Origin of the sequence: Bradyrhizobium sp. CB82 (genome assembly GCF_029714405.1) — a bacterium.
GTDB lineage: Bacteria > Pseudomonadota > Alphaproteobacteria > Rhizobiales > Xanthobacteraceae > Bradyrhizobium.
This window is the reverse complement of the sequence record NZ_CP121650.1, coordinates 4117006-4136596: the sequence shown is the minus strand read 5'-3', so window position 1 is coordinate 4136596 and position 19591 is coordinate 4117006. Positions and strand designations below refer to the sequence as shown.

General features: G+C 64.9%; 21 protein-coding genes and 2 pseudogenes. 7 read left to right on the top strand and 16 right to left on the bottom strand.

Annotation, left to right across the window (positions count from 1 at the left end; translation table 11 throughout):
* Positions 1 to 21: 21 nt before the first annotated feature.
* The 4 genes from QA640_RS19855 to QA640_RS19840 are packed head-to-tail and all read right to left on the bottom strand — an operon-like array spanning position 22 to position 3579.
* Complete coding sequence (locus QA640_RS19855) at positions 22 to 888, bottom strand: HlyD family secretion protein (RefSeq protein ID WP_283042273.1); 867 nt, start codon at positions 886 to 888, stop codon at positions 22 to 24.
* Positions 885 to 1091 carry a DUF1656 domain-containing protein gene (locus tag QA640_RS19850; protein ID WP_283042271.1) on the bottom strand — a complete coding sequence of 69 codons (207 nt, stop codon included), beginning with the start codon at positions 1089 to 1091 and terminating at the stop codon, positions 885 to 887. The genes QA640_RS19855 and QA640_RS19850 overlap by 4 nt, the downstream gene beginning before the upstream one ends.
* Complete coding sequence (locus QA640_RS19845; protein WP_283042270.1) at positions 1088 to 3133, bottom strand: FUSC family protein; 2046 nt, start codon at positions 3131 to 3133, stop codon at positions 1088 to 1090. Before QA640_RS19845 ends, QA640_RS19850 begins: the two co-directional genes overlap by 4 nt.
* A 2-nt stretch (positions 3134 to 3135) precedes the next feature.
* Positions 3136 to 3579, bottom strand: a complete 444-nt coding sequence (locus QA640_RS19840) for a MarR family winged helix-turn-helix transcriptional regulator (RefSeq protein WP_283042269.1) — start codon at positions 3577 to 3579, stop codon at positions 3136 to 3138.
* Between QA640_RS19840 and QA640_RS48345 the strand changes: the two are divergent.
* The 5 genes and pseudogenes from QA640_RS48345 to QA640_RS19820 all read left to right on the top strand — a co-directional run.
* Positions 3520 to 3737 (top strand): annotated as a pseudogene (locus QA640_RS48345) (Dabb family protein); the annotation flags it as partial. The gene QA640_RS19840 and the pseudogene QA640_RS48345 sit on opposite strands and share 60 nt — an antisense overlap.
* Before the next feature lie 28 nt (positions 3738 to 3765).
* Positions 3766 to 4845, top strand: a complete 1080-nt coding sequence (locus tag QA640_RS19835; RefSeq protein ID WP_283042268.1) for a maleylacetate reductase — start codon at positions 3766 to 3768, stop codon at positions 4843 to 4845.
* Between the two features lie 4 nt (positions 4846 to 4849).
* Positions 4850 to 6223, top strand: a complete 1374-nt coding sequence (locus tag QA640_RS19830) for an amidohydrolase family protein (protein ID WP_283042267.1) — start codon at positions 4850 to 4852, stop codon at positions 6221 to 6223.
* A 28-nt stretch (positions 6224 to 6251) separates the two neighbouring features.
* Positions 6252 to 6368, top strand: a pseudogene (locus QA640_RS19825) (sugar ABC transporter substrate-binding protein); the annotation flags it as partial.
* Between the two features lie 71 nt (positions 6369 to 6439).
* Positions 6440 to 6727: a YciI family protein gene (locus QA640_RS19820; protein ID WP_283042266.1), complete on the top strand. Its 288-nt coding sequence runs from the start codon at positions 6440 to 6442 to the stop codon at positions 6725 to 6727.
* A 261-nt stretch (positions 6728 to 6988) separates the two neighbouring features.
* On the opposite strand, the gene QA640_RS19815 is transcribed toward QA640_RS19820, so the two are convergent.
* Complete coding sequence (locus tag QA640_RS19815) at positions 6989 to 7408, bottom strand: nuclear transport factor 2 family protein (RefSeq protein ID WP_283042265.1); 420 nt, start codon at positions 7406 to 7408, stop codon at positions 6989 to 6991.
* A gap of 150 nt (positions 7409 to 7558) precedes the next feature.
* Between QA640_RS19815 and QA640_RS19810 the strand changes: the two genes are divergently transcribed.
* Positions 7559 to 8830: an amidohydrolase family protein gene (locus tag QA640_RS19810; RefSeq protein ID WP_283042264.1), complete on the top strand. Its 1272-nt coding sequence runs from the start codon at positions 7559 to 7561 to the stop codon at positions 8828 to 8830.
* Here the strand turns inward: QA640_RS19810 and QA640_RS19805 are convergent.
* From QA640_RS19805 to QA640_RS19775, 7 genes are all read right to left on the bottom strand, one after another.
* A complete protein-coding gene (locus QA640_RS19805; protein ID WP_283042263.1) occupies positions 8814 to 9737 on the bottom strand; it encodes a DUF1932 domain-containing protein in 924 nt (307 codons plus the stop codon). The two genes, QA640_RS19810 and QA640_RS19805, sit on opposite strands and share 17 nt — an antisense overlap.
* Positions 9737 to 10606, bottom strand: a complete 870-nt coding sequence (locus tag QA640_RS19800) for a hypothetical protein (RefSeq protein WP_283042262.1) — start codon at positions 10604 to 10606, stop codon at positions 9737 to 9739. The genes QA640_RS19805 and QA640_RS19800 overlap by 1 nt, the downstream gene beginning before the upstream one ends.
* Before the next feature lie 24 nt (positions 10607 to 10630).
* Positions 10631 to 11314 (bottom strand): 4-carboxy-4-hydroxy-2-oxoadipate aldolase/oxaloacetate decarboxylase, encoded by a 684-nt coding sequence (locus QA640_RS19795; protein ID WP_283042261.1) that lies wholly within the window; start codon positions 11312 to 11314, stop codon positions 10631 to 10633.
* Positions 11311 to 12024: a PIG-L deacetylase family protein gene (locus QA640_RS19790; protein WP_283042260.1), complete on the bottom strand. Its 714-nt coding sequence runs from the start codon at positions 12022 to 12024 to the stop codon at positions 11311 to 11313. The genes QA640_RS19795 and QA640_RS19790 overlap by 4 nt, the downstream gene beginning before the upstream one ends.
* 178 nt (positions 12025 to 12202) lie before the next feature.
* A complete protein-coding gene (locus tag QA640_RS19785) occupies positions 12203 to 13078 on the bottom strand; it encodes an amidohydrolase family protein (protein WP_283042259.1) in 876 nt (291 codons plus the stop codon).
* Positions 13079 to 13188: 110 nt separating this feature from the next.
* Positions 13189 to 13899: a TetR/AcrR family transcriptional regulator gene (locus tag QA640_RS19780; protein WP_283042258.1), complete on the bottom strand. Its 711-nt coding sequence runs from the start codon at positions 13897 to 13899 to the stop codon at positions 13189 to 13191.
* A gap of 176 nt (positions 13900 to 14075) precedes the next feature.
* The gene (locus tag QA640_RS19775; RefSeq protein WP_283042257.1) at positions 14076 to 15218 is read right to left on the bottom strand and encodes a mechanosensitive ion channel family protein; all 1143 of its coding nucleotides are present in this window, start codon (positions 15216 to 15218) and stop codon (positions 14076 to 14078) included.
* 125 nt (positions 15219 to 15343) lie between these two features.
* Here QA640_RS19775 and QA640_RS19770 point away from each other — a divergent pair, with 125 nt between their 5' ends.
* The gene (locus QA640_RS19770; RefSeq protein ID WP_283042256.1) at positions 15344 to 16591 is read left to right on the top strand and encodes a DUF763 domain-containing protein; all 1248 of its coding nucleotides are present in this window, start codon (positions 15344 to 15346) and stop codon (positions 16589 to 16591) included.
* 5 nt (positions 16592 to 16596) lie between these two features.
* Here the strand turns inward: QA640_RS19770 and QA640_RS19765 are convergent, their stop codons facing one another.
* The 4 genes from QA640_RS19765 to QA640_RS19750 all read right to left on the bottom strand — a co-directional run bounded on the left by QA640_RS19765 (position 16597) and on the right by QA640_RS19750 (position 19497).
* The gene (locus QA640_RS19765; RefSeq protein WP_283042255.1) at positions 16597 to 16827 is read right to left on the bottom strand and encodes a hypothetical protein; all 231 of its coding nucleotides are present in this window, start codon (positions 16825 to 16827) and stop codon (positions 16597 to 16599) included.
* Between the two features lie 113 nt (positions 16828 to 16940).
* Positions 16941 to 18206 carry a cytochrome P450 gene (locus QA640_RS19760; RefSeq protein ID WP_283042254.1) on the bottom strand — a complete coding sequence of 422 codons (1266 nt, stop codon included), beginning with the start codon at positions 18204 to 18206 and terminating at the stop codon, positions 16941 to 16943.
* Between the two features lie 89 nt (positions 18207 to 18295).
* Positions 18296 to 18616 carry a hypothetical protein gene (locus tag QA640_RS19755; RefSeq protein ID WP_283042253.1) on the bottom strand — a complete coding sequence of 107 codons (321 nt, stop codon included), beginning with the start codon at positions 18614 to 18616 and terminating at the stop codon, positions 18296 to 18298.
* 107 nt (positions 18617 to 18723) lie between these two features.
* On the bottom strand, positions 18724 to 19497 hold the full coding sequence (locus QA640_RS19750) for a ferredoxin--NADP reductase (protein ID WP_283042252.1): 774 nt from the start codon (positions 19495 to 19497) through the stop codon (positions 18724 to 18726).
* Positions 19498 to 19591 lie beyond the last annotated feature (94 nt).

The following is a 19591-nucleotide window of genomic DNA, read 5'->3' as shown; positions in this document are numbered from 1 at the left end:
CAAAAGAGGGGATGCGCAACGTTAGTTCAGCACCTCGACGGTCGCCGAGCGGCCGGCGACGAGTGCGACGTTGTCGGGGATCTGGTCGAGCGCGATCCGCACGGGAACGCGCTGCGCCAGACGCACCCAGCTGAAGGTCGGGTTGACGTTGGCGAGCAAATTCGCGCCCGCGGCGCGGTCGCGATCCTCGATGCCTGCAGCGATGCTTTCGACGCGGCCGGCGAGCCTGACGGGTTCACCCATCAGGCGGATCTGCGCCTTGTCGCCAATGCGGATGCGCGCGAGCTTGGTCTCCTCGAAATAACCCTCGACATGCAGCGTGTCGGTGTCGACCAGCGCCATCACGCCCTTGCCGGCCGTCACATAGGCGCCCGGCCGCAAGTCCATGTTGGTGATGACGCCGTTCACCGAGGCCCGCACGTCGCTGCGATCGAGATTGAGCTGGGCCACTGCACGGTCGGCGACCGCCTGATCGTAGGTCGCCTTGGCCTGCAACTGCGTGGCCAGCACCTGCTCCTGCTTCTGCTGCGAGACCGCGTCGGTGGTCAGCGCGCTGTAGCGCTTCAGGTCGGCATTGGCCTGGTCGAGCGTGGCGCGATGGCCGGCCAACGCTGCGTCGGCCTGTTGCAGCGCCAGCGCAAAGCGCTCCCGATCGATGCGGAAGAGGACGTCGCCGCGGTGAACCTTCTGGTTGTCCTTGACCAGAACTTCCGTGACGAAACCTGACACGTCGGGCGCAACCTGGACCACGTCGGCGCGGACGCGCCCGTCGCGCGTCCACGGCGCCTCCATGTAGTAGGCCCAAAGCCCGCGGCCGACGGCGATCGCCGCAACGACCACAAGCACCGTCAAGGCAACCCGGCCGAGCCAGGCGAAATTCCCCCTCATGGCAGAAACTCCGAAAGATACACGACGCCGCCAAGAATGCAGACGAACAGCGCGAAATTGAACAGCGCGCGATGCCAGACCAGCCGGTAGAGGCCGATGCGCTGCATCAGCCTGCGCAAGAGAGCGCTGAGCGCAAACGCCACGATCAGCCACAAGAGCAGCGCCGGGACGAGCACGCCGTAAATGTCGATCTCGTACCTCATGCCGCAAAGCTCTCCCCTCGCTGCGGGCGATAGGCCGGCGCCTCCGGAAACAGTCCGCGCCGGATGCCGACGAGCCCGAGCAGCGCGTCCTCCCGCGCCTGCGGGTTGGGATCCTCGACGGCCGCAGCAAGCGCAGCGTCGATGCGCGCGAGCAGCTCGGGCGGCATGCCGCCGCCGACATAGCGGCGGAATGCGGCGGCGAGTTGATCCAGCATATCGTCCAGAACGAAGAGCGTGGATGCTGCGATCCCGTAGCGAGCCCGCCTGAGGTGTATGATGTTGAGTCCGATGCGCAGCTGTGCCAGGCTCTCGGTATCGCGACGGTCGGCCTCCGAAACGAAGGCGATACGCTGCACGAGCAATCCCATCCGGTGCAGCATCAGGCCCGCGAATTCCGCGCGATCGTGCTTGCCGCGGCGCTCGGCGGCGACCGCCAGCGTCTTCCAACTCGACAGCACCAGACGCTTGGCGACCCACTCCGCTCCCACCCCGCGCGCGATCCGGGTCACGAGCTCGGCAACGACGACGCCGATGAAAAATGCGAGCGCGGAATTGGCATAGGCGGCAAAATCCGCGCTGTAGGTCGATTGCAGCGCGAGCAGCGTCGCCGTGTTCGCGGCGAGCGCCATGCCGGCGCCCGTCGTCGCAGGCCGCGCGATCAGGAGGCCATAGAGCAGGAAGGTCGGCGCCAGCGCGACGATCAGGACCTCGATATGGGAGATCGCGGGCACCAGCGCGAAGAGGTAGATCGCGACCACGACGATCGCGACCAGCGACCACAGGCCAAAGCTGCGGATGAAGCGCGCGGGATCGTCCTGGGCGGCGAAGAAGCAACAAGCCACTGCCGCCATCATCGGCGCCGAGGCGCCATCCGGCCAGCCGGTCCCGATCCAGAAGGCGCAACAGATCAGGATGGCGATGACGGCACCGGCCGCCGACCACAGCGCCAGGCCGCGGTCGCGATGACGCACGGCCGCAGCATCAGCCTCGGGACGGAAGACGAGATCGACCGTCGAAATCCTGCGGCCCGCGGCGATCGCCTCGCTCAACGCGCGGCAGTCACGGGAGAGATCGACAAGCTCGCGCAATCGCGACAGGAGGCTGGTCGTTATGATCCGCTCCCAGGAGGCGTTGCCGTCCAGCGCCGCCTGCCGCGCCTCGATCGTGGCGCGGATCGGCCCGGCCGGCCGCCGCGAGTCCTCCAACACCCATGTGCCGAGATCCCCAAGAAGGCGGTTCAGTTCGGGCTGCGCCTGGAGACCCCGTTCGCCAAGCGCGGCCAGCCGATCCTCGATCGAGGCGATCACCGGCAAGAGCATCAGCATCCGCAACCGGATTTCACGCAGGCCTGTGACGGCCTCGGCGTCCGCCAGGCGGTCATAGCCGAGATGGACCGCGAGCGTATCGATCTCGACGATGTCGGTGGCAAGGCGCAGCCGGAGCGTGCGGCGTGCTTCGTCGGTGCCGCGACCGAGCAGTGTGTCGTGGCTGAGGCGGCGCGCGTCCCGGAGCCAGTTGTCGACGCGCGCGGCGACGGCCGGCGCGACGCTGCGGGGAAACACGACGGTCGAGACGAGGCTCGCACAGATGATGCCGAGCGAGATCTCCTCCATGCGCGAAAGCGCGGTGTCAAAGATGTTTCCGGGGTCGGAGACGGAGGGAAAGCCGATCAGCGCAACCGTGTAGCCGGCCAGCATGAAGAGATAGCTGCGCGGCGTGCCGTCGAGCAGCGAGACATAAAGACAAAGACCGACCCACAATGCGATTGCGAGACAGAGCAGTTCCGGCGCGTCGACGAGATTGGGTACTATGGCCACCGTCGCCGTGGCTCCGACCAGCGTTCCTATCACGCGGAAGAACGCCTTCGAGCTGGTGGCGCCGGCGAGCGGCTGCGAGGTGATGTAGACGGTTGCCATCGCCCAATAGGGCCGCGGCAGGTCCATCCATAGCGCGATGACGAGCGCCAGCATCGACGCGGCAAACGTCTTCAAAGCAAAGATTAGGTCCGCGTGGCGGACAAGGAACGGCTCATCAACACGCATGATTATTTCGACTCTGAACCAGTCTTCGCGTCATGCAGGCGGCTGGCGCGCTGTTCGATGCGCTGGAGCGTCGTGAAGGTTATCGCAAGTTCCTCGGCTCCGATATCCTTGAGCAGTCTCGCCCGCACCCGGCGCAGGACGCGGTTGGTTTCCTCGACCTTGGCTTTACCAATTGCTGTGAGGTGTAGCGTTTTGGCACGCCGGTCGGCCCGATCCTCGCGGCGTTCTACCAGACCCTCGATCTCGAGCAGATCGATCAGCCGCACCAGGGAAGGTCCCTCGATCCCCAATTCGTCGGCGAGCATGCCCTGACGCACCGAAGTTCCCTGCCTCGACAGCACCATGAGCGGAATCGCGGTCGCATATGACAGGCCGTGATCGGACAGCGAGCGGCGGTCATCGGCCTGTTCGAGGGCCTGAGGGGCCGGATCGACGGCCTCGCCCATCTCGGGGTCGGCCTCGACGTCAGTGATGTCGACTACGCCTGCAACGTCGTGCTGTTCTCCGAATTCGCCGACCAGACCGCGCTTGCCCCTATGCGACCCATCCGGAGCACCTGCGCGTGCGCGAGGCGCTTGGCGACTTGCGCACCGGCCGCTTTTAGGTCGATTATCCCATCAAAGAGACGCCGCATGATCGGTTCGTTCACCTTTGAAAACCTCCCCTGCCGCGTCGTGTTCGGCAGCGGAACGCTTGCGGCGGCCAAGGCCGAGGTCGAGCGGCTCGGCGGCAAGCGCGCGCTGGTGCTGACGACGTCGCAGCAGGAGGCGCAAGGCAGGAACCTCGGCGCGGCACTCGGCCCGCTCTATGCGGGCCTGTTTGCCGGCGCCACCATGCACACCCCGGTCGAAGTCACCGCGCAGGCGCTCGCGGCGATGAAGGCTTGCGAGGCCGACTGCGTCGTCTCGCTCGGCGGCGGATCGACCACGGGCCTTGGCAAGGCGTTGGCTTTACGCACCGGCGTCAACCAGCTCTGCATACCCACCACCTATGCCGGCTCGGAGATGACGCCGATCGTCGGCCAGACCGAGAATGGTCTCAAGACCACGGTGCGCGATGCGGCCGTACTGCCGGAGACCGTGATCTACGATGTCGACCTGACCTTGACGCTGCCGGTCGGCCTGACAGCGACCTCGGGCATCAATGCGATCGCGCATGCGGTCGAAGCGCTTTACGCGCGCGACGCCAATCCCGTGACCACGCTGATGGCGGAAGAAGGCATCCGTGCCCTCGCGCGTGCCCTGCCCGCCATTGCCGCGAAGAGCGACGACCGCGAAGCGCGGACCGAGGCGCTCTACGGCGCCTGGCTCTGCGGCGTCTGCCTCGGCACGGTCGGCATGGCCTTGCATCACAAGCTCTGCCACACGCTCGGCGGCACGTTCGACCTGCCGCACGCCGAGACCCACACCATCGTGCTGCCGCATGCGCTGGCCTACAACGCGCCCGCCGTGCCCGACGCGATGATGCGCATTTCGCGCGCAATCGGCGCGGCCGATGCAGCGCGGGGGCTGTACGATCTCGCGAAGCGGCTGCATGCAAAGCTGGCGCTGCGCGACATCGGCATGGCCGAGGGTGGTATCGACAAGGCGGCCGATCTCGCAGTCACCAACGCCTACTGGAATCCGCGCCCCCTCGAGCGCAATGCCATTCGAGATCTGATCGCGCGGGCCTGGGCCGGAGAGCCGCCGGCCGCAACCCAAGCGGCGGCCTGAGGCGATGCGGCGCACGCTCATCAGATCCGCAACCATCATCAGCATGGACGATGCGATCGGCGATCTGCGCACGGGCGATGTGCTGATCGAAGACAACCGGATCGTCGAGGTGCGCCCGAAGATCGACCTCGGCAGCCGCACAGCCGAAACAGAGATCGTCGACGGCACCGGTCGCATCGTCATCCCCGGGCTGATCAACGCGCATATGCACACTTGGCAGACGGCCTTGCGCGGGTTTGCCGCCAACTGGACGCTGCTCGAATATTTCCGCCGCATGCATGCCGGGCTGGCGACAGTGTTCCGCCCAGACGACATCTACATCGCGACCCTCGTCGGCGCGCTCAACCAGATCAATCAGGGCACCACCACACTGGTCGACTGGTGCCACAACAATCCGACGCCCGGCCATACCGACGCTGCCGTGCGCGGCCTGATCGAGAGCGGCATCCGCGCCGCTTTCTTCCACGGCTCGCCAAAGCCGGAGCCCAAACCGGGCGAACCGCATTTCTCTGAGATCCCGCATCCCCGCCGTGAGGTCGAGCGGTTGCTGGCGGGGCCCCTCGCCGATCGCGACGGCCTCGTCACGCTCGGACTGGCCATTCTAGGCCCGCACTATTCAACGCTCGACGTCGCCATGCATGATTTCCGCCTGGCGCAGGAGCTCAAACTGATCGCATCGATGCACCAGGGCGGCGGTCCGGCCAAGACGCCGGGTGGCTGGGAGAAGCTGATCGAGGCTGGTCTCGCCGGACCCAACGTCAATATCGTCCACGGCAACGACCTGCCCGATGATCTTCTGGCACGCCTCGTCGATCTCGGCGTCTCCTTCTCGGTGACGCCCGAGAACGAGATGATCCAGGGCCACGGCTTTCCGATCACGGGACGACTCCTGAAGCGCGGCGTCCGCCCCTCGATCGGAATCGACCTCGAATCCGTGCTGGCCGGCGATCTCTTCTCCGCCGCGCGCGTCGCGCTGTCGATGCAGCGGGCGCTCGACAACGCAGAATCCCGCAAGAACCACGGCACCATTCCGGCGACGACGACGATCCCGGTGCGCGAAGCGCTGCGCTGGATCACGCTGGAGGGCGCCCGCATGCTCGGCCGCGACGGCCAGATCGGCTCACTGACGCCCGGCAAACTCGCCGATCTCGTTATCATCGATACCTCCGATCTCAACCTCGTCCCGGTGCACGATCCCGTCGCCACCGCGGTGATGCAGACGAGCCTCACCAATATCGAGGCCGTCATGATCGGTGGCGTCTGGAAGAAATGGAATGGCCGTCTGCTGGTTGACGGGCTGGAGACCAAGAAGGAGCTGCTCGCACGATCGGGGCAGCGGCTGGTGCAGGATATCGAACGACAGGGACGCGCCGCCTGAGGCGCCAACGGGCAACAAGAATGACACCGCCGAGGTCGTGCTGAAACCCACCGTCATCACCAAGGACAATTTCGGGCCTTTCGACGTGCCGCTCGAGCAGCGCGCGTGCCCGACCTGGGAAGAGGCGCAAAAGCTCGGCGCAAAGCAAGCTCGCTCTTTCGAAAATCGGGACGGCCGTTCAATACGGCCGTCCCCAACATATCGTCCGGAGACATCATGCTGTTTGCCATCCACGCCATCGACCGCGGCGGCGCCCTGCCGACCCGGCTCGCCAATTACGACGCGCACAAGGCTTTCCTGTCGGACAGCTCACGCTTCAGCGTCAAGATCGTGATGTCCGGTCCGCTCGTCTCCGACGACGGCGAGAAGATGATCGGCAGCCTGTTCTTGATCGAAGCGCCGGGACGGGCCGAGGTCGAGGCCTTCAACCGCGCCGATCCGTTTGCCGCGGCCGGCATCTGGGAGAAAGTCACCATCACCGGCTTCCTGCGCCGCCAGGGCTGAGCCGGTCCTCACCTCGCCCGCAGAAGGGCCGCGGGACCGGGCTGGTTGGCCTTTCATCAAAAATCGAAAAACAACCCCATGCAAAGGCAAGAGCGGCTGTCGGATGACGTTTGCGGATTTTACGAAATAACTTGACGCGTCGGGCAAATCACTCGCAATATGCCATAGTCGTACAATCCGGAATGACGGATCGTCTCCGTGGAAACAGGGGGACGGCCGGACTTGCGGAGGCTTCCCCTCAATCCCCCCTCCCACCGCGCCCTACGCGTCGATGCCGCGCTGAACCAGGATCCGCTCGGCGCTGTCGTTCCAGACGTCCATCTTGGTGATCTTGCCGCCCTTCACCACGAAACGATCGACATAGCGGTTGCCCTCGAAGGACGTGCCATCGTGCCATTCGCCGTAGAGCGTGCCGACGCTGTAGACCACGGTCTCGCCCTCGCCGGGGCAGACGTCGAACCGCTCCATCTTCTTCTTGACCCAGCGATAGCGCTTGGCGTTGAAGCCGACCGGCCCGCGCGGATGATCGAACTCGCGCCCGCCGGTGAAGGTGATCACCGTGCCGGGTGCCATGTAGACCGCCGCGGCCTCCGGATCGGGAATCATCGAGGCCGTCAGATAGGCTTCGACGATCTCGGCGTCGGACATGGTCTTGCTTGGGGCTTTTGCGGCAACGGACATAGCGGCTTCTCCGAAAGATGCGGGATACTACCGCCGGTCTGCTCGAACGCATGCATATTTTTTGAACATTTCCCTCGCTAGACTGCCGGAATTCTGGTGGCGCCCCGCATGGCACATTCCTGTACGCTCACGCCGCAAAGTGCTGGTGCCATGACGACGCGGACCCTCGACCTGATCTTTCGCAACGCGCTGATGCGCGGCGCGACAGCTGCTGCGGATATCGGCATCTCCCAAGGCAAGATCGCCGCGATCGAGCCGTGCCTTCAGGCCGAAGCCGTCGAGATCGACCTCGAAGGGCGGCTCGTACTGCCCGGCTTCGTGGATAGCCACATCCATCTCGACAAGTCCTGCCTGCTCGGCCGCTGCGGGCACGAGCACGGCACTCTCAGCGACGCCATCCGCGCGGTCTCGGCGATGAAGCGCGATTTCACGGTCGAGGACGTCTATGCCCGCGGCGCCAGGGCTCTGGAGCGCGCGATCGTGCATGGCACGACGCGGATGCGCACCCATGTCGAGATCGATCCGCGGATCGGCCTGCGCAGCTTCGAGGCGGTCAAGGCACTGAAGCACGACTATGCCTGGGCACTAGATCTCTCGCTGTGCGTCTTTCCGCAGGAGGGGCTGACCAATGATCCCGGCGCCGAGGAGCTACTGATCCAGGCGCTGCGCGACGGCGGCGAGGTGATCGGTGGCTGCCCCTATACCGACACCGATCCGACCGCGCATCTCGCGCGCATCTTCGACCTCGCGCAGGAGTTCGACGTCGATGTCGATCTCCACCTCGACTTCGACCTGGATACAGCCTGGTCGCATCTCGATGAAGTGTGCCGGCAGACCGAGCAACGCGGCTATCAGGGACGCGTCGCAATCGGCCATGCCACCAAGCTGTCTGCGCTGCCGCCGGTGCGCCTGAAACCGGTGGTCGAGCGTCTGGCAAAAACCGGTGTCGCGGTCACGGTGCTGCCCGCAACCGATCTCTATCTGATGGGCCGCGACGCCACCCACAACGTGCCTCGCGGGATCACGGTCGCCCACAAGCTCGTCGCGAGCGGCGTGCTGTGCTCGGTCGCGACCAACAACGTGCTCAATCCCTTCACGCCCTTCGGGGATGCCTCGCTGCTGCGGATGGCGAATTTCTACGCCAACGTCGCGCATGCACCAGTTGGCGAGTTCGACACCTGCCTCGACCTCGTCACCGAACTGCCGGCCCGGCTGATGAACTTGAAGAACTATGGCATCAAGGTCGGCAATCCCGCCGACTTCGTCGTGCTCGATACGCGCGACAGCCGTTTTGCCATTGCCGAGCTGCCCGATATCACGATGGGCTTCAAGAACGGAAGGCCGGTGTTCGAACTGCGTCAGGCCGTTCTGTTTCCGCCGTCAGACCGCGGCAAGCCGCGCGCCGTCATCCCTCACGCTTGATCTTCGCCAGGATCCGGTCGGCCTCGGTGCGCCAATCGGCGCTGCGGGCAAACTCTTTGGTGCCCTTTGTGCCGAACAGCCCCTCGTCGGCGAGATCGGCGACCCAGGCCTGCCGCTCGGCGGTACCTTGCGCCGACCACGGTGTCAGCCCCGCCTCGCGTACGGTCTCGGCGACCTCGCGCACTTCCTCGGCGCGGCGGCGGCCGTGCTCGATCACGCGCTGGAAGAAATAGGCGCCCTGCTTCTCCCAGGCGATCCCGGGAAAGGTCTCCGCGAGCGAAGCCAGCACCGCATCCTCGACGCCATAGGCGCGCGCGGTGGTAAAGCTCTCGATCACCATGGCTTCCAGGCCCTTGATCATGATGCTCCGGCACATCTTCACCGCCGAGGAGACGCCGAGCTTGTCGCTCGCGATCTTGGCGGCAAAGCCGATCGAATTGAGGAGCGGCTCGAGCTCGCGTGCACCGGGGCCGCCGAGCAGCAGCGGCACCTTGATGCGAAAAGGCGGCACCGAGGTCATCACCGCGCCCTCGACATAACGTCCACCGGCGTCATCGATCAGCTTCGCGGCGCGCTGCTTGGCGCCCGGCGAGGCCGAGTTGAAGTCGAGAAACCAGCGGCGCTGGTTGATCGCCGCGGCGCAGGCCTGCGCCACCGACACAGCCTGGCTCGCGGTCACGGCCGAGACGATGAGGTCGCATCTTGCCGTCAGATCGGCGTGCGAGGCGGCCAGCTTGACACCATGCTTCGTGGTGTGATCGCGCAAGGCCACGCCCTGCCCGTTCCCGAGCTTGAGGTCGAAGGCTGCGACCTTGATGTCCTGCTGACGCAAGTCTTCCGCAAGGATCTTGCCGACCTCGCCATAGCCGACCAGTCCTATCTGCCACCGCCTGGGATCGTCCAACATCAGTTCATCCTTCGCGTTGAATCGTCAAAGAGCTCCTCGACCGCAAAGCGGCGCGGGATCAGGGCCTGCTGATACGCATAGTCGATGATCAACTCCAACGCCTTTCGGTTGGCCTCGACCCCGAACGGCAGGAGATCGGGCGACCCGGCCACGCCTGCCTTCGCCTTGGCTGCTTTCAGGAGATCGTACACGCCCGAGACGACATCAGGGCGCGATCTTGCCAAAGCCTCGGTCACGACCACGAGATGATTGACCGGGACCACACCACGCCGCGCGTACCAAGTCGCGGCCTCCGCGGCCGGATCGGGGAACAGCGGCTTGAGGCGCGGATCGTTCGAGGCCTCGCCGAGCACGGCGTCGAGCTCGCCATCGAGCAGCATTTGCAGGATCGTCTTGTCCTTCGGCGCGCGCTCGGTGGTGTCGACATATTCGGCCACGTGGGGGTCCTCGAAGGTGATCCACTTTATGTTGTGGAGGTCCACGCCGTAGTCGTTGGCCAAAATGCCCCTGATCCAGGCGCCGGTCGTGGTGGTGAACGATCGGATTCCAACGCGCTTGCCTTCGAGGTCTGACGGGCCGAGCGTGCCGCGCTCGGGATTGTACAACGCGTAAGCATGCTGGAAGCGGCCGAGCATGGTCGCCGGCAACAGCACCAGCGGCTTGCCGTGGGCTTTCGCCATCAGATAGGTGGCGATCGCCATCTCGCAGACGTCGAAAGCCTGCTCCCGCACCATCGGCTTGAACGCCGTATTGGTCGGCGCGTACTCGATGAAGTCGAGATCGAAGCGGTCGGAGCGGAGCTCGCCGCTCTTCAAGGCCTGCACATGCGGATGACTGCCGAGCACGGTCCGCAGCTTGAGACGATCCATCAGCCCGCTCCGCTTCCCGTCTGCTCAGACGTCCTCGGGATTGTCGAGATAGACGAGCCCGGCCTTCGCCAGGTCCTCGCGCATGTTGTACATGTCGAGGCCGAGCTCGCCCGAGGCGAGGCGGTTGCGCTTGCCGCTCTCGTCCGCATTGCGCTTCCTGGCCTTCTCGGCGACCTCGGCCGCGAGCCGCTTCGGCACCACCACGACGCCGTCGTCGTCGGCGACCACGATATCGCCGGGTTCGACATTGACGCCGGCGCAGACCACGGGAATGTTGACCGAGCCGAGCGTCGCCTTGACCGTTCCCTTGGCCGAGATGGCGCGCGACCATACCGGGAAATTCATTTCGTGCAGCGCCTTGACGTCGCGGCAGCCGGCATCGATGACGAGCCCCTGCACGCCGCGCGCGTGAAGCGAGGTGGCGAGCAGGTCGCCGAACATGCCGTCGGTGTTATCCGTGGTGCAGCCGACGACGAGGATGTCACCCCGCCTGCACTGCTCGACAGCGACATGGATCATCCAGTTGTCGCCGGGCTGCGCCAATACGGTGACCGCTGGGCCGGCGATCTGCGCGCCGGGCCAGATCGGCCGCATATAGGGCTTCATCAGTCCGAGGCGGCCAATCGCCTCGTGCACCGTGGAGACGCCATAGACCGCCATGCCGGCGGGGTCGGCGCGCTTGATGTTGCGGACAACGACCGGCTTCATGCCAAGACCTCCTCGACCGTCGGGAACAGGCGCTGATAAGCCTCGCCATAGGTCATGGGCACGCCGGTGTTGCGGCTGCCCTGGATGCCGCGGTTGAGCGCGACGCGCTCGTAATAGCCCCAGAGATGCTTTTGCGCGGCGAGAATCTGGAACGCCTCGTACTTCTCCTTCCAGACCTCGTCGATCTTAAGAATCAAGTTCGGCCTGAAATTGCACATCTCGGGCTGATGCGGCTCGAACAGGAACACCGGCGGTGCGGCATATTTGTACTGCGCGCCGGGCTTGTGGCCCATGGCCTGCGCGACGATGCGGGTCTCCTGCGCGAAATGCGCCGCATTCGGGTGGTCGAAATTATAGGGATCCTCCAGCGCATGGGTCAGCACGAAGCTCGGGCTGAGCTCGCGGTAGATGTCGACCATGCGGTCGAAATGCGCCTCGTTCAGCCTCAGCGGATAGTCGCCGCAGTCGAAGAACTCGATCTCGGCGCCAAGGAGTTTGGCGGCGCGTTCGGCCTCGTCCTTGCGGCCGGCTTTTACCGATTCCAGCGTCGCGCCCTTCTCCTTCCAGGCGAACTGACTCTCGCCGCGCTCACCGAAGGACATGCAGACGATCTTCATCCGGTAGCCTTTCCTGGCATGCAGCGCGATGGCGCCGCCCGCGCGCCAGACGAAGTCGCCGGGATGCGCGGTAATCACAAGACCTGTCTTCATGAGACAAACTCCCCTTTCATCTCTTCAAGAGCTTGACTTGCTCCCTGCGCAGCGCAAGCAGCCAATTCATCACGACCCTGCGGCCGGCACGGCCTCGCCGTCGGCCGCCATGGCGAGGAGAACCTGGACCCAGAGCTCCTTCCACCAGGCGCGGCTGCACGGCTTGTCGAGAGCGCCGTCATTCTCCGAACTCGAACAGGCGGGCCGGATTGCTGACCAAAATCTTCTGCTGGAACGCCGCCTCAGGCGCGAACAGCGGAATCAAGTCGACGAGGTCGCCGTCATTCGGCATCACCTTGACGTTGGGATGCGGCCAATCCGTGCCCCAGATGACGCGGTCGGCCGCGGTCTCGACGATCCTGCGTGCGAACGGCACGGCATCGGCGAAGGGCGGGCCCGCCGACGACACGCGCTCGGAGCCGCAGATCTTGACCCAGCATTTCTCGTCGCGCCGCATCAGGTCGATAAGGATCCTGAACGGAAGCTGGTCGAGCCCCTCGGACGCCTTCACCCGTCCCATGTGATCGATGGTGTAGCGCACCGGAAGCCTCGCCAGCATGTCGGCATAGTCCGGCAGGTCGATCGCATCGAAATGCAGGTCGATATGCCAACCGAGCGGCGCGACCATCGCGATCACCCGGTCGAACACGCCCTTGTCCGGGACGCCGCCGAGATGGCGGACGAAATTGAAGCGACAGCCGCGGAAACCGCCTTCGTGCAACGCACGCAGGCCCCGCTCGGTGATGGTGTCATCGATATTGGCCACGGCGCGATAGGCACCGTTGCTCTGCGCGATCGCATCGAGCGCAACGGTGTTGTCGGTGCCGTGCACGCTGGCATTGACGATGACGGCGCGCCCGACGCCGAGCTTGGCGTGCAACGCCTTGAAATCCTCCAGCGGCGCGTCGGGCGGCGTGTAGGAGCGGTCCGGCGCGTACGGATATTTCGAGCCCGGGCCGAAGATGTGGCAGTGCGCGTCGCAGGCGAGCGGCGGCAACTTGAATTTCGGCGTGCGCGTGTTTGGATCGGGCGGCGGAATGGTCGGCGTGTACATCTGATGTCTACAGGTCAACTTGAACAGGCACGCGGGATTGTCGACAAGGAGCTCGTGTCCGCGCTCGCCCAACGACGGGCCTTTCGCTCTTCGCGTCGCTGGCGACCGGTTCACGTCTTGCTGTCGGCCGCTAAGCGCCGACGTGCCGGCGCGGCCTGGTCGAGCGCCGGCGCCTGGAACGAGGCCACTGTCGCCCGAACGAGCTGCTCGATCGCGGCGGCCGCATCGCTGCCGTCGGCCTCGCCGCGCGACAGGCGCGAGACGCGCTCCGGCGTCACCAGCGAGTAATAGAGGGCACCGAGCAGGAAATGGCTGCGCCAGACGATCTCGGTGCGCGGCACCTGCGGCAGGCTCTCATGGATCGCGTCGATGAAGGCGTGGCTGGTGTCGTCGAAGGTCTGCGCGATGATGCGCCGCGCCACCTCGTTGCCCTCGGCCGACATCACGGCGCGCAGCCGCGTGAACCGCGCCCCGCCGCCGGCAAGATCGCTCCCCGAGGTGAAGGCCGGCACGATATAGGCCCGCACGATCGCCTCCAGCCGGTCCTGGAGATCGCGCACGCGCTTGGCGGCGGCTAGCAGCTCGGACCGGCGGAGATTCATCGGTCCGCAATGGCGGCGATAGATCTCGAGCAGCAGACCGTCCTTGGTCTTGAAGTGATAGGTGACGCTGCCGGGGTTGGCCCCGGCGGCCTGCGCGATATCGCGCACCGACACGGCGTTGAAGCCGTTGGTCGCGAACAAATCTTCCGCCGCGGCGAGGATCGCCTCGCGCATGTTCGGCTTGCGGGCCGTCTCTTTGCTGGTGGACTTGCGTGCCATGTGATTTGTACTATCGTACAAAAGATCAGGTCTCGTCAACAAAAACGATGGGTGACAGCGCGCGGGCGCAGGCGGCCCGCACGGACGTTCGTCCCAAGGAACGCTGGAAGATGCTGGGTGAGCCGATCATGAACGATATCCAGAGGGAGCACGCCCTGGCAGGCGCGAGTCCACGGCTAGTTGTGCGCGCTCGCCCGCATTTTCTCCGGCGCGACGACGCGCCGAACGAACTCCGCATCGTCATCTCCGGTCGGCATCAGGATCGCGCGTTCGCGTGGCAGCGCTTCGGGCAACTCATCGCGAATGAAGGCCACGAGCTTCTCCCGGATCTCGCAGCGCAGATCCCAGGACTGCGGCGCATTCCTGGCGCTGACCAGCGCGCGAAGCTGGATGGTGCGGGAATCGGCATCGATCACCTGGAGATTGACCACGGCGCCGTCCCACAGCTTCGACTCCTTGACCGCCTCCTCCAGCCTGCGGCGGATGCGCGGCACGTCGGCCCGGTAATCGACATGAAGCGCGATGGCGCCGATCAGGGAGGCCGCGTCGCGCGTCCAATTCTGGAACGGCTTTTCGATGAAGTAGGACAACGGCACCACCATGCGCCGCCAGTCCCACAACCGCACCACCACATAGGTCGAGGCGATGTCCTCGACCCAGCCCCATTCGTTCTCGATGATCACCGCGTCTTCGATGCGGATCGGCTGAGTGATCGCAATCTGCAGGCCCGCGATCAGATTGCTGAGCAGCGGGCGTGCGGCAAGACCGACGATGATCCCGGCAGCGCCGGCGGAGGCGAACAGGCTGAGCCCATATTGCTTGACCGAGTCGAACGTCATCAGTGCCGTGGAGATGGTGATCATGATGATGAGCGTGTCGATCACCCGCTTGAACACCCGCACCTGCGTGACATGCTTGCGCGCGATGAAATTCTCGGTGACGTCGCGGAAATTTTGCAAATAGCGCGCCGCCGTCATGTCGACCGCCCGGATCGAAATCCAGCCGATCAGCGCGATCACCGCCACAACGAAGAGATGCCTGAGGTCCAGACGCGTCTCGTCACCGAGCGGCGCCCATGGCAGGACGAGGGCGACAGCCAGGAGACAGAGCGCAAGCTGCGTCGGCCCTGCGGTGCGGTCGAGGAACGGATTGACGAGAGCAAAGCGGCTTGCAAAGGCGCGCCGCAGGAGCTGCGCCGCAATCCGATACAGGAACAACGCCGCCAGCATCGCACACGCAATGATGCCGAGGCCGATGAACCAGGGCGGAACCCACCCGAAGAGTTCATCGACCCTTGCGATGATCGGTTGTATCTCCATCCTGCCTCCGGAAAACCGCTTGCGACCTGGCGCTCAACGCCCAACGCTGCGCTTCGCTCCCCCGTTTGGATGCAACGCAGCATTTCCCGTCGTGCAACCGAGGCAGAATCCGGCTATCAATGGCCATGACCCGACGCACCGGCAGCGCCGATCTCCCTCTCCACACCGGGCGGGTTCCGCCGTGGCTCGCAAGCCGCATGGCTTCGCTGGGCGCGATCGTCACGCAAGCGATCGTCCATCATTACGGCCGCGACGAATTCATGCAGCGGCTGTCGCATCCCTTCTGGTTCCAGTCGTTCGGCGCCGTGATGGGCATGGACTGGCACTCTTCCGGCATCACCACCTCCGTAATCGGCGCGCTGAAGCGCGGGCTGACTCCGCTCCAGAACGAGCTCGGCATCTACGTCTGCGGCGGGCGCGGCCAGCACTCGCGCAAGACGCCGGATGAGCTCCTGGCCCTCGGTGATCGCGTCGGCTTCGACGGCGCCAGGCTGACGCGAGCGAGCCGCCTCGTTGCGAAGGTCGACAGCGCCGCGGTACAGGACGGCTTTGACCTCTATCTGCATGGCTTCTTCGTCACCGCCGACGGCAAATGGACGGTCGTGCAGCAGGGCATGAACGGCGAGAAGCGACAGGCGCGCCGCTATCACTGGCACTCCGAGGCGCTGAACAGCTTTGTCGATGCGCCGCACAGCGCGATCGATGGCCCTGCACAGGGTGAGATTGTGAACCTCACCGACCACCGCGCCGACGTCTCGCGCTCGGCGCAGCTCGAGCTGCTCGCGGGTCTCGGCCCCGATCGCATCGTGTCCGAATTCGAACGTCTGAGCGGCCTCGAACCCGCGCAAGCCGTGCTGCCGCACCTCATCATGCCCGCGCATCACGACGTGCGGCCGAAGGATGTCTTCGCGCGGCGCCTGCACGGCACGCTGGCTGCGGTCGCCGAGCGCGGTCCTGTCGATTTTCCGGAGCTGTTGCTGACGCCCGGCGTCGGCGCGCGCACCGTGCGCTCGCTCGCGATGGTCGCCGAAGTCGTGCACGGCGCGCCCTATCGCTTCAAGGATCCCGCGCGCTTCTCGCTCGCCCATGGCGGCAAGGACCGCCACCCCTACCCCGTGCCGATCAAGGTCTATGACGAGACGATTCGTGTGCTCAAAGGCGCGATCGCAAACGCAAAGCTCGGGCGCGAGGAGGAAATGCAGGCGATCAAGCGCCTCGACGACCAGGCACGGCGGCTGGAACGAACCACGCGCGGTCCATCGGTCGAGGCCTTCATCGCGACCGAGCGCGCGGCTTCACCGGAACTCGACGGCCGGTCCGTGTTCGGCTGGGAACGCGACCTCGTCGGCTCGAAGAAGCTGACCGGCTCGTAAACCCTCTAACCCTCGTCCTCATCCTCCACGAGTCGGTTGGCCGAGTGATCCTGGTACTGTTCGGTCTGGATATATTTTCCGTCCATGCCCCTGATGTCGGAATGCTGCGCCTTGTCGCGGTTCGACAGGATCATGTTGTCGCCGATCTTGTCTTTCGGAATTTCGGTGAGCGCGCCGTTCCCCGCGCCCTTGCCATGCGCACCGGTTCCAATATGCGTCTTGCCTCCGCTGGGCATGGATTGCTCCATAGTTGCTGCTCCGCACGAAGTTAACGCCCGCGCGTCGGATATTGTTTCGCGGATCGCGCATCGGGATCATAGCTGCATGGTTCTCGAATCGCTCACGTGACTCAGTTCGCGAGCAATTGTTCGGCCTTGGCCGTGCGATTTCCTGCCCCGCGGTTCCCACCGGCGTCTGCGACGACAGGCAGTTTCGCGATCGCACGAAGACCCGGCCGTTTGCGCCAATTTACCTGCGACGAATCGACGGCGAGGCCAAGCCGCGGCCAGCGCGTGAACAAGGCCTCTAGCGCGCAGGCCGCCTCAATGCGCGCGAGTTGGTGGCCGAGACAGAAATGGATTCCCGTGCCGAAGGAGATGTGCCGATTGGGCTTGCGTTCGAGATCGAGCTGCTCCGCATGATCGTGAATAGCGGGATCCATGTTGGCCGCGGCAAGCATGACCATGACGCGATCGCCCTTTTTCAGACGCACGCCCTCGAGCTCGAGATCCCGCCGCACATAGCGCGGCTTGGAGAATTGCACCGGCGAGACGAAGCGCAGGAATTCCTCGACGGCAAGGCCGGCGCGAGACCAATCCTCTTCCAGCCAATCGCGCAAGCCGGGATTTTTGAGGAGCTCATAGACCGAGCCGCTGATGAGATGCGTCGTGGTTTCCGAGCCCGCGGCCAGCAACAGGAACACCATCGATACCATCTCGTCCGGCGAAATGCGGCCGCCTTCCCGCTCGACCTGGACCAGTTCGGCAATCAGGCCCTCGCCGCCCTGCGCGCGGGCAATCCGCAATTGCTCTTCGAGATAGGCGCGCATCTTGCGGAACGCGAACATCAGGCGGAAGAAGCTGACGACGTTCGTCAGCGAGGACATCGCATTCGCCCAGGCGATGAATCGGGGTCGATCGGCCATCGGCAGGCCGAGCAGTTCGGAGATCACCGACAGCGGCAGGATGCGCGCGTAGCGCTGAACGAGATCGGCCGGACTTCCTGTCGCGAACAGTCCGTCCGCGAGATCATCCGCGATGGCGCGGATCCGCGGCTCCATCGCGACGATCGCGCGGCGGCGGAAGGCCTCGTCGACGATGCTGCGCAGCCGCTTGTGATCCGGCTCGTCCATCGTCAGCATATTGTTGGCGATGGTCGTGACGAGTTTCGGCATCCACCAGCGCAGGCCTGCGACCTTGCCGTCCTCCTTGCGCAGCGTGAACGTCACGCCGTCCTTCAGCACCTCCGCCGTCGCATCGTGGGTGGTGGTGATCCAGACATCGCCGATGAGAGGAAAGCGGGTCGCGACCACGGGCCCGGAGGCGCGCAACGACGCGATCGCCTTGGGCGGGTCGCGAAAGAAGGCGTCGCTGGTGAAATCGATGCGCGGTGTCATGGGTCACCGCCCTTGTTGATGGAGCGCCTCACCACATGGTGCGCGCAATCGCCGGCGCAAGTGCCGGAACGTCGATCAAAAGAAGGCGATCAGCCGCGCCCCGGCGACCGTGGCCCCGATTTGCGCTGGCTGGTATAGGCGCCCCAATGGCTCCAGCTCCCGTTGCTGAGGCTTTGCAGGTCGGTCGCGAGCGGGCGGCGCGTACGCTTCTCATAGTCGGCGATCGTGCGTTCGAATTGCGCGATCTTGCGCTTGAGCTCCGCGATCGCCTTCTGGCTCTGTCCGTTGCGCTTGGTTGACGCGATCTCGCCCATCGTAAAGCGCGCGGTCTCGAGCGCCTTCAACTCGGCGCGATTCTTCTTCAACTGAACCCGTTGCCAGGCGATGTTGCTGTCGCTGTCCGCAACCATTTGGGAACTCCGCTGATTCGGCATCCCTATAGTATCGCCTGCCGAATCGGCGCCGCAACGGGCGCCGAGCGGCGAAAATGCGGCTTTATTGCGCGGCTGAAACCCGTTTAGCGCTCGGCAAAGGCCTTTTCGACCACGAATTGCGCCGGCTCGCCGTGATTGCCCTCAATGAAGCCGCGCTCGGTCAGCAGCACGCGGGTGTCGGCGACCAGCGCCGGACTGCCGCAGATCATCACGCGGTCGTGGGCCGCTTCGAGCGGCGGCAGGCCGATGTCGCTGAACAGCTTGCCCGAGGTGATGAGGTCAGTGATGCGGCCACGGTTGCGGAAGGGATCGCGGGTGACGGTCGGGTAGTAGATCAGCTGGTTGCGGATGTAGTCGCCGAGCAGTTCGTCATTCGGCAGCTGCTCGGTGATCATCTCGCCATAGGCCAGCTCCCTTACGTGCCGGCAGCCATGCAACAGCACGACCTTCTCGAATCGCTCATAGGTCTCGGGATCCTTGATCACGCTCAGGAAGGGTGCGAGCCCGGTGCCGGTGCCGACGAGGTAGAGATTGCGACCCTCTTCCAGATTGTCGATCACGAGCGTGCCGGTCGCCTTGCGGCTGACGATGATCTCGTCGCCTTCCTTCAGGTGCTGGAGGCGCGAGGTCAGCGGGCCGTCCGGCACCTTGATCGAGAAGAATTCAAGCGTGTCCTCGTAATTGGCGCTGGCGACGCTATAGGCCCGCAGCAGCGGCTTCTCGCCGACCCTGAGCCCGATCATGGTGAACTCGCCGTTGCGGAAGCGGAAGGTCGGGCTGCGGGTGGTCTTGAAGCTGAACAGCGTGTCGGTCCAGTGATGGACGCTGAGGACGCTTTCCTGGTTGAAATTGCTCATCTCACCCTTCCCTTGCCGGCGCGCAGGCGATTGTCAGCTATGCATCATTCGTATACGATCGTTCGTATACAAATGAATAATCCGGCTTGATCCT

Bases quoted from the DNA above. Each gene is read 5' to 3' on its own strand.
- QA640_RS19840 (WP_283042269.1), bottom strand. From the start codon at position 3,579: ATGGGCGAGGCCGTCGATCCGGCCCCTCAGGCCCTCGAACAGGCCGAT.
- QA640_RS19775 (WP_283042257.1), bottom strand. From the start codon at position 15,218: ATGGAGATACAACCGATCATCGCAAGGGTCGATGAACTCTTCGGGTGG.
- QA640_RS19760 (WP_283042254.1), bottom strand. From the start codon at position 18,206: ATGACACCGCGCATCGATTTCACCAGCGACGCCTTCTTTCGCGACCCG.
- QA640_RS19835 (WP_283042268.1), top strand. From the start codon at position 3,766: ATGATCGGTTCGTTCACCTTTGAAAACCTCCCCTGCCGCGTCGTGTTC.
- QA640_RS19850 (WP_283042271.1), bottom strand. From the start codon at position 1,091: ATGAGGTACGAGATCGACATTTACGGCGTGCTCGTCCCGGCGCTGCTC.
- QA640_RS19800 (WP_283042262.1), bottom strand. From the start codon at position 10,606: ATGGATCGTCTCAAGCTGCGGACCGTGCTCGGCAGTCATCCGCATGTG.
- QA640_RS19795 (WP_283042261.1), bottom strand. From the start codon at position 11,314: ATGAAGCCGGTCGTTGTCCGCAACATCAAGCGCGCCGACCCCGCCGGC.
- QA640_RS19750 (WP_283042252.1), bottom strand. From the start codon at position 19,497: ATGAGCAATTTCAACCAGGAAAGCGTCCTCAGCGTCCATCACTGGACC.
- QA640_RS19815 (WP_283042265.1), bottom strand. From the start codon at position 7,408: ATGTCCGTTGCCGCAAAAGCCCCAAGCAAGACCATGTCCGACGCCGAG.
- QA640_RS19805 (WP_283042263.1), bottom strand. From the start codon at position 9,737: ATGTTGGACGATCCCAGGCGGTGGCAGATAGGACTGGTCGGCTATGGC.
- QA640_RS19755 (WP_283042253.1), bottom strand. From the start codon at position 18,616: ATGGTTGCGGACAGCGACAGCAACATCGCCTGGCAACGGGTTCAGTTG.
- QA640_RS19770 (WP_283042256.1), top strand. From the start codon at position 15,344: ATGACCCGACGCACCGGCAGCGCCGATCTCCCTCTCCACACCGGGCGG.
- QA640_RS19810 (WP_283042264.1), top strand. From the start codon at position 7,559: ATGACGACGCGGACCCTCGACCTGATCTTTCGCAACGCGCTGATGCGC.
- QA640_RS19820 (WP_283042266.1), top strand. From the start codon at position 6,440: ATGCTGTTTGCCATCCACGCCATCGACCGCGGCGGCGCCCTGCCGACC.
- QA640_RS19830 (WP_283042267.1), top strand. From the start codon at position 4,850: ATGCGGCGCACGCTCATCAGATCCGCAACCATCATCAGCATGGACGAT.
- QA640_RS19855 (WP_283042273.1), bottom strand. From the start codon at position 888: ATGAGGGGGAATTTCGCCTGGCTCGGCCGGGTTGCCTTGACGGTGCTT.
- QA640_RS19790 (WP_283042260.1), bottom strand. From the start codon at position 12,024: ATGAAGACAGGTCTTGTGATTACCGCGCATCCCGGCGACTTCGTCTGG.
- QA640_RS19785 (WP_283042259.1), bottom strand. From the start codon at position 13,078: ATGTACACGCCGACCATTCCGCCGCCCGATCCAAACACGCGCACGCCG.
- QA640_RS19780 (WP_283042258.1), bottom strand. From the start codon at position 13,899: ATGGCACGCAAGTCCACCAGCAAAGAGACGGCCCGCAAGCCGAACATG.
- QA640_RS19845 (WP_283042270.1), bottom strand. From the start codon at position 3,133: ATGCGTGTTGATGAGCCGTTCCTTGTCCGCCACGCGGACCTAATCTTT.
- QA640_RS19765 (WP_283042255.1), bottom strand. From the start codon at position 16,827: ATGCCCAGCGGAGGCAAGACGCATATTGGAACCGGTGCGCATGGCAAG.